The sequence below is a fragment of the Caballeronia sp. ATUFL_F1_KS39 genome (assembly GCF_023630985.1).
GTDB classification, from domain to species: domain Bacteria; phylum Pseudomonadota; class Gammaproteobacteria; order Burkholderiales; family Burkholderiaceae; genus Caballeronia; species Caballeronia zhejiangensis.
Genome location: NZ_JALQDZ010000050.1, coordinates 101,885 through 114,133, shown reverse-complemented (window position 1 = coordinate 114,133; position 12,249 = coordinate 101,885). Strand labels below are relative to the sequence as shown.

Here is a 12,249-nt window from a genome sequence, read left to right as displayed (position 1 = left end):
TTGTCGATCGGCGCGCGTTTTCAAGCGGCAGGGAGCGGGTGGGCGGGTCTCTCGGCACTAGACGTCGATCGTTACAACCCCGACCGCACGGCGGAGGTTTGGGCAAAAAAGCGTGCAGTGAGCAAGCGGGTCGATCAGAGTCGGAAGTTGGTTCGAAGGGGGCTTATCGGCCATAAAGGGACCTTCGAGCAACGCAGTACCGAGGAATTGAGACGGCTGCTCCACTTCAGCAAGCGGTCAGTCGATCGGCAACAGCTGGCGAGTCATTCGTCCCTGCCAACTCGATGCGCTTTTATGGGATTGGATGAGGAAAGCGCATCGTTGCAACAGTCCGGTGCAGGCGCTGGAGCCTTGGTCGTTTCATGTTCCGCGAACATGCTTCACATCTCGTCAGTTGCACGGGGTCAAATCTGCGTGTAGCGAGGCGTCAGGCCGCTCGCTGATGAAGCGAGGCAATAGCCCTCCACATCAGCACGGGATTCGAATACATCGGGAAATGCCCACAGTCAGGAATCTCGGCCAATTCGACGCCCTGCTCGCGGATGTAGTCAAGATAGGAAAGCGACGCATTTTGCTCGCCGTACATGAACATGCGCGGAAACGGTAGGCCGAGGAACTTCGTCATCAGGTCGCCGTTGTCCGACAGGTCGACCATTGATCGGAAGATCCCACCAACCGCTTCGGCGCGTACCTTGTGGCGTAGGCTCGCCGAATAGAGCGCACTGGCATACGCCGGCGCGAGCAACGTGCGTTCAATGAAATCATCGAAAAACTTTCGCGCGCCGTCGCGCGGGTGCTCGATGATCTGCCGGCTGAGAAAGCAGTCTTCCGGGGCGATGTTGCCCTCGATATCGACAAAGCTGATCACGCGCTTCGGATGCCGGTGCGCAAGCATCAGCGCAGTCAGACCGCCCATCGAATGGCCGACCAGATGAAATCGTTCGAATCCGGCGCGCTCGAGCACGGCGAGCGCCGTATCCACCAGGAACGGGATGCTGATCTTCAGGAGGTCAGCGCAATGCGTCTCGCCGCAACCCGGCGCGTCGTACGCTATGAACGGATGACCGGCGAATTCGGCATGGCGGACGATGTCCGCATAGTCTTCCTTGGTCGACCCAAACCCATGCAGGAAAAGGATCGGCGCCTTGTCGCCGTCGCGACGGATAGCTGAAACCTCCAGCGCTGTTCCGTCGACGGACAACACGAACTGTGCACGGGAAAATTCTGCAGGCATCGTTTTTACTCTTTGAATAGGGATCGCGTGGTCCCGCTAGGAACGCGTTGGGTGCCGTCGAGGCCGGCCATGAGGCCATGGACGCGATGCGTTAGTTTGTCAGTGTCCGGCAGAAGTCCCGAATGGCTGTACACGCGCGCAAGAGCGACTCGTCATCGAGCGCATACGCAATGCGGAAGTAAGGTCCGTGACCGAATGCACTCCCATGCACGGTCGCAACGCCCATCTCGTCGAGCAGCGCGTTGACCACGGCTTCGTCGCTATCCAGACGGACTCCCGACGGCGTGGTCTTGCCGATCAGGCCTTTGCACGATGCGAACACGTAGAACGCGCCTTGCGGCACTGCGCAGTGCAAGCCAGGAGCGCGGTTGATCTGGTCGACTACCAGATCGCGCCGGCGCTGGAATGCCACGCGCGAATGCTCGATGGAGTTCTGCGGCCCTGTCAGTGCGGCTAACGCCGCGTATTGCGAAATCGTCGACGCTCCGGACGTCTGCTGGCCCTGCAACTTCTCCATCGCTTCGATAAGCCATCCGGGGCCGGTGCCAAAGCCGATGCGCCAGCCCGTCATCGCGTACGCCTTCGACACACCGTTCATCGTCAGGACACGCTCGTGCAACCGGGGCTCGACCTGGGCAATAGTGAAGAATTCGAGGTTGTCAAAAATCAGATGCTCATAGATGTCGTCGGACAGTACCAGCACCTGCGGATGCGCGAGCAGCACTTCGGCCAGCGCCTGCAGTTCCGCGCGGCTGTAGACCGCGCCGGTCGGATTCGACGGCGAGTTCAGGATCAGCCAGCGCGTGCGCGGCGTGATCGCGGCCTGCAATGCATCGGCCGTGAGTTTGAAGCCGCTGTCGGCCTCGCACGAAACGAGCACGGACTGCGCGCCGCACAGTTGCACGATTTCCGGGTAGCTCACCCAGTACGGCGCCGGTACGATGACTTCATCGCCTTCGTTAAGCGTCGCGGCCAGCGCATTGAAGATTACCTGCTTGCCGCCGCTGCAGACGAGCGTATGGCGCCAGTCGACGTCGAGACCGTTTTCGCGCTGGAACTTAGTGGCAATCGCTTCGCGCAGCGCGCGCAGTCCAGCCACCTGCGTGTAACGCGTATGGCCCGCGCGGATTGCTGCGACGCCCGCGTCGCAAACATGCTCGGGCGTGTTGAAGTCTGGCTCGCCGGCGCTCAAAGAGATCACAGTAGCGCCGCTCGCCCGCCGTGCTGCGACGCGATCCATGACTTTGTAGGTCGCCGACGGGCGTGCAGCGGCAAGGAAACGATTCAGACCTTCAGTCGGCGCGGTCATTGCTGCTCCCTCCAGTTCGTGAGTCCCATCAATTCCAGCGTGCTGCGGCCTTCACGAAGCGCGTCCATCATCTTCGCTTCCTTGTCTGCACGAGCTTGCCCCTGCGACAGAGTCTCTCCAACGTGTGCAGCGGGGATCACGAGCACGCCGTCATCGTCCGCGACAACCAGATCGCCAGCCGCCACGGGTGTTCCCGCGATGTTGATCGGCTGCCCGACCGATGGCGAACTCGCCTTGACCGTGCCGCGCATGCAGACGCCGCGAGTGAACACCGGGAAGCGTCGCGCGGTCAGAGCCGCGACGTCACGAACACCGCCATCGATAACCAGACCGACGACGCCGGCTGCTTCCGCCGCGACCGTCAGCACCTCGCCCCAGTAGCCGGCAACAAAGCCCCCGGTCGATATGACAAGCACGCTGCCGCGCGGTACTCTCTCCATTGCGATATGGATCGAGAGGTTGTCGCCGGGCGAGCATTCGAGCGGATACGCCGCACCCGCGACCGACGCGCCAGGCCACGCCGTGCGGATGGCCGGATCGACTGCACTTGTGGAAAGACCTGATGCTTCGAATAGCGTGGACGTACCCAGTCTGCGGGCTTGCTCCAGCAGAGGCTGATCGTAGGATTGAACGATGGTCATGGTTAGCCTTTGGTTTGCAGCGTGTGATAGCCGAGTGCGGCACGCGCATCGCCCAACGACTTGCCATGGGCTATCTGTTTGCGGATGTGCGATTCGACTTCCTCTATCTCGCGGGCGATCTGCGCGACTTCGCGTGCGCGGCCGCGCGGTACGATGACAACGCCATTCGCGTCAGCCACTACAATGTCACGCGACGCGGCGCGAGCTGTGCCAATCCCGACCGGCAAGTTCACCGACTCGACCTGCACGCGGTCCTTGCCGGTGCGCATGAAGCGGCCTGCCGTGAACAGCGGATAGTTGTCGCCGAGCGCCTTGTTGACATCGCGGCAGACGCCCGCGATTACCGTGCCCGCGATGCCGCGCAGCCCCGCGTACTGGGTCATGATGTCGCCCCAGACCGTGCAGTCCGTGCGGCCGTCGTTGTCGAGCACGATGACATCGCCTTCCGCCACGTCGTCGATGAAGTCGCCGACCGTGCCGGGCGGATTGCTTGCGGGTACGTATTTGACAGTGTATGCAGGCCCCACCACGGCCTTCGCATAGTTCGCCAGCGGCATGATGCCGAGCGCCTGACCATGCAGACCGAGCTTGTCCATGGCATCGGAAACGCCTGGAGTATCCAGTCCAGCGAAAAGCGCGACCAGTTCCTGATCTTCTGCGCCCGCCTTCTTCGGGTTCGTCATTTCAGAAATTCCACAAAAACGATGTCTGATCACCGCACAGCGATGGCTTCGAATTCCTTGTCGTGCATGACTTCGGCAACCGGGCGGCCAGCGCGCACGGCCGCCACCATGCCATCCTGGCGGCTTGCGATACGCTCGCCAAGATCCAGCACTTCCTCGATGCGAGCAGCCGCAACGAATACGGTGCCGCAGCGGTCGGCGAGCACGTAGTCATCTTCGCTTACGGTGACGCCCGCCATCTGGACAGGCTTACCCGAATCAATCTGGATCACGCGGTTGCGCGCGCTGATCATCGTCACGCCGCGACCGAAAACGGGATAGCCGATCGACTCACTGCCGTCGATGTCGCGGCTCAGGCCGTCGATGACAGATCCGCGGACCTGCTTTGCGGTGGCGGCATTGGCCAGGATGTCGCCCCAGCAGGAGACGCCCTCAGCTCCGCCGGCGATTACCAGTACGCGGTCGTCCGTGATCACGGCGTCGATGACCGGCGAAATCAGATGCACGGTCGGCTTGGCATCGGCTTTCGGTCCGAGCTGGATGGTGCTCGCCCGACCGACGATCTTAGGGCAGTTCCACAACGGACGCAGTCCGTACGTCGCACCGGGCAGACCGAGAAAGTCCAGTGCGTCGGAAACCGTGCTGGTGTCCAGCGCCGCGAGGCGATCAAGAATGGATTTCGGGTTCATCGAGGTGGTTCCTTAGGGAAGTGTGGCAATCCTCGCGCTGTGCAGTTGATATGTAAATTTCGTATTTCGTATCTCAGTGATACTGTTTGCAGAACAGGCACAATGGGAGATTCACTTCGCTTCCCTTAGACAACGAACTAGCATGGGCAATACGATCGATTTCAGGCTGATCAGGCAGTTATGGATGTTTCTCGCCGTCGCGGAGGAGCAGCATTATGGGCGGGCGGCAAAACGGCTAAACATGTCGCAGCCGCCGCTGACGGAGCAGATCAAGGTTCTTGAGCAGTCGCTTAAACTGCAGCTTTTTTATCGATCGCGTCAAGGCACACAGTTGAGCCCCGCGGGCGCGGCGATATTGCCCGCCGTCCGGCAATTCGCGGAGCAGGTGGAACGACTGGAACGCGTAGTCCGTGAAGTAGCTGCCGGCCAGTCCGGCGTGCTGCACGTCGGTGCTATCACTTCCGCCATGCTGGAAACGGTGCCACCCGTGCTGGAAGCGCTCAAGCGCGCTCACCCGCATCTGACCGTCTTCGTTCGCGAAATCGATAGCGTCGATGCCATCCCCGCACTGGAAGCGGGCGAGATCGACTTGGCATTTGTCCGTGTCGATGGCGAGGTGGGAAACGGAATCGCCACCCTGCCGCTAGCTGAGGACAGGCTGGCTGTAGCGCTTCCGAGGGATCATCCGCTGGCCGCCTTGTCCAGGGTGCGATTGCAGTCGCTGGCGAATGAACAACTTGTGATGTCCTCCCGACAAGTCAGCCCGGTCTACTTCGACCTGCTGACGTCGGTCTGCCGTTCACATGGATTGACCCCACACGTCACTCGTGAGGTGCGCTCGGTCACCTCGCAGATTGCATATGTCGGGTGCGGGCAGGGCGTAGCGCTGGTACCAGCGACCATGCGAAAGCTGGCACCAGAGAATGTCGTGGTGAGGCCTCTTAAAGAGAAGGTCATGGTCGTAACCGCAGCTTTGGTATGGAATACCGAACGTCACCATCCGATGGTCGACGAAGTCGTTTCATGGCTGGCAAAAGGAGCGACGCGGTCCTTAGGACACTGACGCAGATATGAACTCAGGGGACGCGAATGGCAGTTGGTCGGATGACCGCTTAGCCCCTCTCAAGCCGCCATTGAAGCGGCGTCGTCAGGAACGGCTGGTTCGGGTTGGCTTCAGCCCTTCGGACCACGGTCGTAGCAGAACAACGAGGCGGTAATCCGCGAATTTCGGCTGATGGTCATCGAGGGCCGTCAGAGATTGCATCCGCATCGAATCGTCGCTGCCGCTTCCAGCCCCACCGCGCCCGTCCAGCAACCCACAAAAAAGGCGGCACAACCAAGTGCCGCCAATCCAAAAACCAAAACCCCTACCGCACCTTACCCGCCTTCCACGCCGACAGCAGTTGCTCATACTTCACCGTTTCCCCCTTCGGCTTCTCATTGGCAAGCGCCTTCCACGGCGCGTGCTGGTCGGACAGCCACTTCGACGGATCGCTCTGCGCATTCAGCTCCGGCGCGCAAACCTTCATCCCCGCCCGCTGCAAACGGGACAACACCTGGTCCATTTCCTTCGCCAGGTTATCCATCGCAGCCTGCGGCGTCTTCTCACCGGCGACAGCAGTGCCGACGTTCTTCCACCAGAGTTGCGCCATCTTCGGATAGTCGGGCACGTTGTTGCCGGTCGGCGTCCACGCGACGCGCGCCGGGCTGCGATAGAACTCGATCAAGCCGCCGTATTTATCCGCGTTCTTCGTGAAGTAGTCGCTATGAATGTCGGAGTCGCGAATGAACGTGAGACCGACAATCGACTTCTTGAGCGACACGCTCTTCGACGTCACGAACTGCGCGTATAGCCACGCGGCAGCGCGCTGATTCGGCGGCGTCGACTTGAAGAAGGTCCATGAGCCGACGTCCTGATACCCGTTTTGCATGCCCTCCTTCCAGTAGGCGCCGTGCGGGGAGGGCGCCATGCGCCACTTCGGCGTGCCATCCGCATTCGTGACGTTGCCCGGCTTGAGCATCGACGCCGTGAACGCGGTGTACCAGAACACCTGTTGCGCGATGCGTCCCTGCGCGGGCACCGGGCCCGCTTCGCTGAAGGTCATGCCCGACGCTTCCGGTGGCGCGTATTTCTTGAGCCAGTCGATGTATTTGGTCGTCGCGTAGACCGCTGCCGGGCTATTAGTGCCGCCGCCGCGCGATACCGACGCGCCTACCGGATGACAGCCATCAGGCGTCACGCGGATGCCCCATTCGTCGACGGGCATGCCGTTCGGAATGCCCTTGTCGGCTTCGCCCGCCATGGAAAGCCACGCGTCCGTGAAGCGCCAGCCGAGCGACGGGTCTTTCTTGCCGTAATCCATATGGCCGTAGACCTTTTCTCCGTCGATGGTTTTCACGTCGTTCGTAAAGAACTCGGCGATGTCTTCATACGCGGACCAGTTGACCGGCACGCCGAGTTCGTAGCCATATTTCGCCTTGAACTTGTCCTGCAAGTCCTTGCGTGCGAACCAGTCCGCGCGGAACCAGTAAAGGTTCGCGAACTGCTGGTCGGGAAGCTGATAGAGCTTCTTGTCCGGCGCGGTCGTAAAGCTCGTGCCGATGAAATCTTTCAGGTCAAGACCGGGGTTCGTGTATTCCTTGCCTTCGCCCGCCATGTAATCGGATAGCGGAACGATCACGCCATAGCGATAGTGCGTGCCGATCAGGTCCGAGTCCGAAATCCAGCCGTCGTAAATGCTTTGGCCGGATTGCATCGAGGTCTGCAATTTCTCGACGACGTCCCCTTCCTGAATGATGTCGTGCTTCACCTGAATGCCGGTGATTTCGCTGAACGCTTTCGCTAGCGTTTTCGATTCGTAGGTGTGCGTGTCGATGGTTTCCGACACGACATGAATCTCTTTGACGCCCTGCGACTTGAGTTTCGCCGCGGTATCGATGAACCATTTCATCTCGTCCATCTGCTGCTGTTTCGACAGCGTGCTGGGTTGAAACTCGCTGTCCACCCATTTCTGCGCCTCGGGCGTTCCCGCCAGAGCCTGGTTCGCGAAGGCACCCGACACGATACTTGCCACTGCCAGCGCGACGATCCGTCTCCTCTGATGCATGGTCTTCTCCTGTGTCTTCCGTGCCCCTTCGATCTTGTCGGCGCCCGCTGGGGGCATCAGCGGAACCGGCAGTTGTCAGTCATCGCTGCATGCGTCGGCTTGCTAGCCTTTCCACATGATCGCGAGCAGCACCAGCACCGAGGCTACGAAGCCCGGCCACGAACTCGAGCCCTCCGCGCTGATCGCAAGCCACGCGAGATTCACATAAGCGGCAGTCAACAGGCCGATGAAAAGGCGATCGCCGCGAGTCGTCGCGATAGGCAGAAAACCCTTGCGTTCATGAGTCGGCGAGCACAGTTCCCATACCGTCATGCCGCCCAGCATCACGACGATGCAGCCGAAAAAAATCGCCACCTCGGGCGTCCAGTACATCCACGTGAACATCACACTCTCCCCATCGCGAAGCCCTTCGCGATGTAGTTGCGCACGAAGTAGATCACGAGCGCGCCGGGAACGATCGTCAGCACGCCCGCAGCCGACAGCACGCCCCAATCCATGCCGGCAGCCGACACGGTGCGCGTCATCACGGCAGCGATAGGTTTCGCATTGACCGAAGTCAGCGTGCGCGCGAGCAGCAGTTCGACCCAGCTGAACATGAAGCAGAAGAAAGCCGTGACACCGACGCCCGACTTGATGAGCGGCAGAAAGATCTTCACGAAGAAGGCGGGAAACGTATAGCCGTCGATATACGCGGTTTCGTCGATCTCGCGCGAGACGCCCGACATGAAGCCTTCGAGAATCCATACGGCAAGCGGCACGTTGAAGAGCATGTGCGCGAGTGCGACGGCAATGTACGTGTCGGTCAGGCCGATGCTCGAATAGAGCTGGAAAAACGGCAGCAGGAACACGGCGGGCGGCGTCATGCGGTTGGTGAGCAGCCAGAAGAACATGTGCTTGTCGCCGAGAAAGCGATAACGCGAGAACGCATACGCGGCAGGCAGCGCGACCAGCACGGACATCACCGTGTTCATCAGCACGTAGATGATCGAATTGATGTAGCCCCAGTACCACGAGGGATCGGTGAAGATCACCTTGTAGTTGTCGAACGTGACGTGCTGCGGCAGCGTGGCGAACGTCGACATGGTCTCCTCGTTCGTGCGCAGGGAGATCGACAACATCCAGTAAAGCGGAATCAGCGCGAACAGCATATAGACGACGAGCACCAACGTCCGCATCCAGCGGCGCTTATCCTGCATGGTCGTCTCCTTGCGCAGCGGGGCCGCCTCTGCCGACGCGATTCATCCAGTTATAGAGAATGAAGCACAACAGCAGAATGATCAGGAAATAGATCAGCGAAAAAGCCGCGGCCGGGCCGAGGTCGAACTGGCCGACCGCTTTTTGCGTCAGGTACTGACTGAGGAAGGTCGTGGAATCGCCGGGTCCGCCGCCTGTCAGCACGAACGGCTCGGTGTAGATCATGAAGCTGTCCATGAAGCGCAGCAGCACGGCGATCATCAGCACGCCGCGCATCTTCGGCAACTCGATGTAGCGGAATACCGCAAAGCGGCTTGCGCCATCTATCTCCGCGGCCTGATAGAAGGCGTCCGGAATCGCGCGCAAGCCCGCATAGCACAGCAGCGCGACGAGCGGCGTCCAGTGCCAGATGTCCATCACCAGCACCGTGAGCCATGCGGCGGTGGGACTCGCCGTGTAGTTGTAGTCGAAGCCGAGACTATTGAGCCAGTAGCCGAGCAGTCCGATATCCGGGCGCCCGAAGATTTGCCAGATCGTGCCCACCACGTTCCATGGAATCAGCAACGGCATGGCGAGCACGACGAGCGTCGCCGATGCGCGCCATCCCGAAGCCGGCATCGACAGTGCGAGGCCCACGCCCAATGGAATCTCGAACAGCAGAACGCACGCAGAGAAAATGACCTGTCTGCCGAGTGCCTGGCGCAAATCCGGATCGGTCATGGTGTTGCGAAACCACTCCGTACCGACGAACACATGCTGCGTCGGGCCGATGATGTCCTGCACCGAATAGTTGACCACGGTCATCAGCGGCAGGATCGCGGAGAACGCGACGCAGATGAACACCGGAACGACCAGCAACCACGCTTTCTGATTGACGGGCTTCATCGCGCGGCCTCTTCGGAGATGCGTGTTTCGATTCGTTCGTCGTTGCAGAAGAATACGGTCTCAGGCGCAACCAGATGCAGCCAGGCAGGTCCGTCGACAATCCGTACATGCGGTTCGAGCCTCGCATTGAACACATGGCCGTCGCATTGCGCGGTCACCAGTTGATAGTTGCCGAGTTGCTGTGCGCGAAGCACCCGCGCGTTGAGCGCACCCGCTCTGCCTTCATGCGAAAGCCGTACGAATTCCGGGCGAATCCCCAGCTTGAGCGCGCCGTTTGTCTGCTGATGCGCGGCCCGTAGCGTCGCGAGCGTGCCCGCGTCGAGCGGCAGGCGCTGGGAGCCGATTTTTGCGCCGTCTGCGTCGAGCTCGATCGGACAGAGATTCATGCCCGGACTGCCGATGAAGTAGCCGACAAAAGCGTGATCCGGCCGCAGAAAAAGCGCATCGGCTCCGCCTTTCTGAACGACGCGGCCATTCGTCATGACCACGACTTCATCCGCGAAAGTCAGCGCTTCTACCTGATCGTGCGTCACATAGATAAGCGTGAGCTTGAGTTGCTGATGGATCTTCTTCAACTGCCGGCGCAGCATCCACTTCATCGCGGGATCGATCACGGTGAGCGGTTCGTCGAAGAGAATCGCCGCGACGTCCTTGCGCACGAGGCCGCGCCCGAGCGATATTTTCTGCTTGGCGTCGGCGGCCAGATTGCTCGCCTTGAGCGGCAGGTCGCGCGTCATATCGAGGATTTCCGCGACTTCGTGCACGCGCTTCGTGACCTCGGCGGTCGACATCATCCGATTGCGCAGCGGAAACGCGAGGTTGTCGAACACGGTCATCGTGTCGTAGACCACGGGGAACTGGAACACTTGCGCGATGTTGCGCTCGCGTGCGCCGAGCGCAGTCACGTCGCGTCCGTCGAACAGCACCTTGCCCTCCGACGGCTTGACGAGCCCCGACACGATATTCAGCAGCGTGGTCTTGCCGCAACCCGATGGCCCGAGCAACGCGTAAGCGCCGCCGTCATCCCAGACCATGCTCATGGGTTGAAGCGCGTAGTCGTCGAGCGTCGCGGGGGCCGGTCCGTACGCGTGCCCGAGATTCTGGAACTCAATGCACGCCATGAGCTGCCTCCGGGCTGGACACCAGTTGGGTATCCGCGCCGAACACGAACAGTTCGTCAGGGTCGATGAAAACATCGAGCTGCGTGCCGAGCTCGATCTGATGCACGCCCTGCAATTGCGCAACCAGGTCGACCGCGCCGGTCAGCGTGCGCAAGTGCAGGTATGTTTCCGAGCCGCTCAGTTCAGCGAGTTCGAGCCGGCACGCAACGGCGATCGCATGAGCGGCCTTCGCCTCGAGACGCACGTGCCCCGGCCGGATGCCGATGCGGCATGCGCCGTTCGCGGCGAGACCGTGCCGGACCGGAACTTCGACGCCGATCGGCAGACGCGCGCGGCCGTTGCCGCAGTCGCTCGTCAGCATGTTCATCGGCGGGTCGTTGAAAACGGCTGCGGCCGCGACGTTGACCGGTGCGTTATAGACATCGAGCGTGGGACCGAACTGCAGAACCCGGCCTTTATCGACGATTGCCGTATAGCCGCCCAGCAGCAGCGCTTCGAGCGGTTCGGTGGTCGCGTAGACGACCGTCGTCTTGCCGTCGGCGAAAAGCGTGGCCAGTTCGAGGCGCAATTCCTCGCGCAGCTTGTAATCGAGATTGACGAGCGGTTCGTCGAGCAGCACCAGCGACGTGCGCTTCACGAGTGCACGCGCGAGCGCGCAGCGCTGCTGCTGTCCGCCCGACAGTTCGCCTGGCCGCCGCTCCAGCAAATGGTCGATATGCAGTCGGGCCGCGACTTCGTGCACGCGCCGGCGGATTTCGGCAGGGTCGGTTTTTTGCAGACGCAAAGGCGAGGCGATGTTCTCGAACACCGTCATCGCGGGGTAGTTGATGAACTGCTGATAGACCATCGCGAGATTGCGCTGGCGCACGCTGACGCCTGTCACGTTCTGGCCGTCGACGAGCACCCGGCCGTCGTTCGGCCTGTCGAGACCCGCCATCACGCGCATCAGCGTGGTTTTGCCGGCCTGTGTTGGTCCGAGAAGCACGTTGATGGCGCCTGGGACAAGGCGCAAATCCACGCCGTACAGATACGGCTGCCCGCCAGAAACGACACTGACCCGCTCCAGTTCAAGGACCAAATCGCTCTCCTCTCGGCATGCACGACGCCAGCCGCAGAGCTGGCGCTTCAGAATGACGTCAATTGGGTTGCGCTTCGATTACATGCAGCAGCCAGAATGTCCCTTTTGTTGGTTTGCGTTTAAATCGGGGTAAACCTTACGACAGGATGAAATCCGGAAACCGGCTGCGGGCTGGGGGCGATCGGCATGAGATACGTTGAAATAGAGCATTGACTCAATTTCTTTAGACGCACGTTGGACGGTCCGATTGCTGCGTAGCAAAAAGGCGGATTCGTATGCTGCCCGTCGGCACGAACGGCGCATTCGCC

Annotated in this window: 12 protein-coding genes; 1 reads left to right on the top strand and 11 read right to left on the bottom strand. The window is 60.9% G+C overall.

The window, feature by feature from the left end; genetic code table 11:
* Window positions 1–427 precede the first annotated feature (427 nt).
* The 5 genes from NCR93_RS25875 to NCR93_RS25855 all read right to left on the bottom strand — a co-directional run bounded on the left by NCR93_RS25875 (window position 428) and on the right by NCR93_RS25855 (window position 4,556).
* A complete protein-coding gene (locus NCR93_RS25875; RefSeq protein ID WP_175981557.1) occupies window positions 428–1,234 on the bottom strand; it encodes an alpha/beta fold hydrolase in 807 nt (268 codons plus the stop codon).
* A gap of 91 nt (window positions 1,235–1,325) precedes the next feature.
* Window positions 1,326–2,543, bottom strand: coding sequence for a pyridoxal phosphate-dependent aminotransferase (locus NCR93_RS25870; RefSeq protein WP_239295378.1), 1,218 nt, complete (start codon window positions 2,541–2,543; stop codon window positions 1,326–1,328).
* Complete coding sequence (locus NCR93_RS25865; protein WP_239295379.1) at window positions 2,540–3,184, bottom strand: RraA family protein; 645 nt, start codon at window positions 3,182–3,184, stop codon at window positions 2,540–2,542. Before NCR93_RS25865 ends, NCR93_RS25870 begins: the two co-directional genes overlap by 4 nt.
* Before the next feature lie 2 nt (window positions 3,185–3,186).
* On the bottom strand, window positions 3,187–3,867 hold the full coding sequence (locus NCR93_RS25860) for an RraA family protein (RefSeq protein ID WP_175981563.1): 681 nt from the start codon (window positions 3,865–3,867) through the stop codon (window positions 3,187–3,189).
* A 29-nt stretch (window positions 3,868–3,896) separates the two neighbouring features.
* Window positions 3,897–4,556, bottom strand: a complete 660-nt coding sequence (locus NCR93_RS25855) for an RraA family protein (RefSeq protein WP_175981565.1) — start codon at window positions 4,554–4,556, stop codon at window positions 3,897–3,899.
* Between the two features lie 142 nt (window positions 4,557–4,698).
* Between NCR93_RS25855 and NCR93_RS25850 the strand changes: the two genes are divergently transcribed.
* On the top strand, window positions 4,699–5,619 hold the full coding sequence (locus NCR93_RS25850; protein WP_175981567.1) for a LysR substrate-binding domain-containing protein: 921 nt from the start codon (window positions 4,699–4,701) through the stop codon (window positions 5,617–5,619).
* A gap of 304 nt (window positions 5,620–5,923) precedes the next feature.
* Here NCR93_RS25850 and NCR93_RS25845 read toward each other — a convergent pair whose 3' ends face one another.
* The 6 genes from NCR93_RS25845 to NCR93_RS25820 all read right to left on the bottom strand — a co-directional run bounded on the left by NCR93_RS25845 (window position 5,924) and on the right by NCR93_RS25820 (window position 11,941).
* Complete coding sequence (locus tag NCR93_RS25845; RefSeq protein ID WP_008346806.1) at window positions 5,924–7,663, bottom strand: ABC transporter substrate-binding protein; 1,740 nt, start codon at window positions 7,661–7,663, stop codon at window positions 5,924–5,926.
* A 102-nt stretch (window positions 7,664–7,765) separates the two neighbouring features.
* The gene (locus NCR93_RS25840) at window positions 7,766–8,047 is read right to left on the bottom strand and encodes a DUF2160 domain-containing protein (protein WP_175981569.1); all 282 of its coding nucleotides are present in this window, start codon (window positions 8,045–8,047) and stop codon (window positions 7,766–7,768) included.
* Window positions 8,047–8,859: a carbohydrate ABC transporter permease gene (locus NCR93_RS25835; protein WP_008346802.1), complete on the bottom strand. Its 813-nt coding sequence runs from the start codon at window positions 8,857–8,859 to the stop codon at window positions 8,047–8,049. The genes NCR93_RS25840 and NCR93_RS25835 overlap by 1 nt, the downstream gene beginning before the upstream one ends.
* A complete protein-coding gene (locus tag NCR93_RS25830; RefSeq protein ID WP_008346800.1) occupies window positions 8,849–9,742 on the bottom strand; it encodes a carbohydrate ABC transporter permease in 894 nt (297 codons plus the stop codon). The genes NCR93_RS25835 and NCR93_RS25830 overlap by 11 nt, the downstream gene beginning before the upstream one ends.
* On the bottom strand, window positions 9,739–10,863 hold the full coding sequence (locus tag NCR93_RS25825; RefSeq protein ID WP_175981571.1) for an ABC transporter ATP-binding protein: 1,125 nt from the start codon (window positions 10,861–10,863) through the stop codon (window positions 9,739–9,741). The genes NCR93_RS25830 and NCR93_RS25825 overlap by 4 nt, the downstream gene beginning before the upstream one ends.
* Window positions 10,850–11,941, bottom strand: coding sequence for an ABC transporter ATP-binding protein (locus NCR93_RS25820; protein WP_175981573.1), 1,092 nt, complete (start codon window positions 11,939–11,941; stop codon window positions 10,850–10,852). Before NCR93_RS25820 ends, NCR93_RS25825 begins: the two co-directional genes overlap by 14 nt.
* Window positions 11,942–12,249: the final 308 nt, after the last annotated feature.

Bases quoted from the DNA above. Each gene is read 5' to 3' on its own strand.
- NCR93_RS25850 (WP_175981567.1), top strand. From the start codon at position 4,699: ATGGGCAATACGATCGATTTCAGGCTGATCAGGCAGTTATGGATGTTT.
- NCR93_RS25870 (WP_239295378.1), bottom strand. From the start codon at position 2,543: ATGACCGCGCCGACTGAAGGTCTGAATCGTTTCCTTGCCGCTGCACGC.
- NCR93_RS25860 (WP_175981563.1), bottom strand. From the start codon at position 3,867: ATGACGAACCCGAAGAAGGCGGGCGCAGAAGATCAGGAACTGGTCGCG.
- NCR93_RS25835 (WP_008346802.1), bottom strand. From the start codon at position 8,859: ATGCAGGATAAGCGCCGCTGGATGCGGACGTTGGTGCTCGTCGTCTAT.
- NCR93_RS25840 (WP_175981569.1), bottom strand. From the start codon at position 8,047: ATGTTCACGTGGATGTACTGGACGCCCGAGGTGGCGATTTTTTTCGGC.
- NCR93_RS25865 (WP_239295379.1), bottom strand. From the start codon at position 3,184: ATGACCATCGTTCAATCCTACGATCAGCCTCTGCTGGAGCAAGCCCGC.
- NCR93_RS25845 (WP_008346806.1), bottom strand. From the start codon at position 7,663: ATGCATCAGAGGAGACGGATCGTCGCGCTGGCAGTGGCAAGTATCGTG.
- NCR93_RS25855 (WP_175981565.1), bottom strand. From the start codon at position 4,556: ATGAACCCGAAATCCATTCTTGATCGCCTCGCGGCGCTGGACACCAGC.
- NCR93_RS25830 (WP_008346800.1), bottom strand. From the start codon at position 9,742: ATGAAGCCCGTCAATCAGAAAGCGTGGTTGCTGGTCGTTCCGGTGTTC.
- NCR93_RS25875 (WP_175981557.1), bottom strand. From the start codon at position 1,234: ATGCCTGCAGAATTTTCCCGTGCACAGTTCGTGTTGTCCGTCGACGGA.
- NCR93_RS25825 (WP_175981571.1), bottom strand. From the start codon at position 10,863: ATGGCGTGCATTGAGTTCCAGAATCTCGGGCACGCGTACGGACCGGCC.